1 pseudogene is annotated in these 504 nt (G+C 60.9%); it reads right to left on the reverse strand.

The window, feature by feature from the left end:
* Window positions 1-504: pseudogene (locus RSB01_RS14295) on the reverse strand (12-oxophytodienoate reductase); the annotation flags it as partial.

A 504-nucleotide genomic window follows, 5' to 3' on the forward strand; every position in this document is an offset into this window, starting at 1 on the left:
CTTTGTCGGTGTTGACCATGAACTGCAGGAACTCGCCATCCAGGCCCACGCTGCCCACCGTGATGGTCGGTTTGCCGGTGAGCTGGCGCGTCCAGCCGGCCAGGTTGAGGTCGGAGCCTTCGAATTCCGGCTCCCAGAAACGACGGGTGGAGCAGTGGAAAATATCCACGCCAGCGTCAGACAATGGCTTGAGGAACTCACCCAACGCTTCAGGGCTTTGTACCAGGCGCGCGGTGTAGTCCTGCTGCTTCCACTGGGAGAAACGCAAGATGATCGGAAAATCCGGGCCGACAGCGGCGCGGGTCGCCTGGATCAGTTCGATGGCAAAGCGCGAACGGTTGGCCAGACTGCCGCCGTATTCGTCGGTGCGCTGGTTGCTGCCTTCCCAGAAGAACTGGTCGACCAGGTAACCGTGGGCGCCGTGGATTTCCACGCCGTCCATGCCGATGCTTTGTGCATCTTTGGCCGCTTGAGCGAAGGCTGCGATCACGTCCTGGATGTCTT

The organism is Brevundimonas sp. (assembly GCF_036659295.1).
Taxonomy (GTDB): domain Bacteria; phylum Pseudomonadota; class Alphaproteobacteria; order Caulobacterales; family Caulobacteraceae; genus Brevundimonas.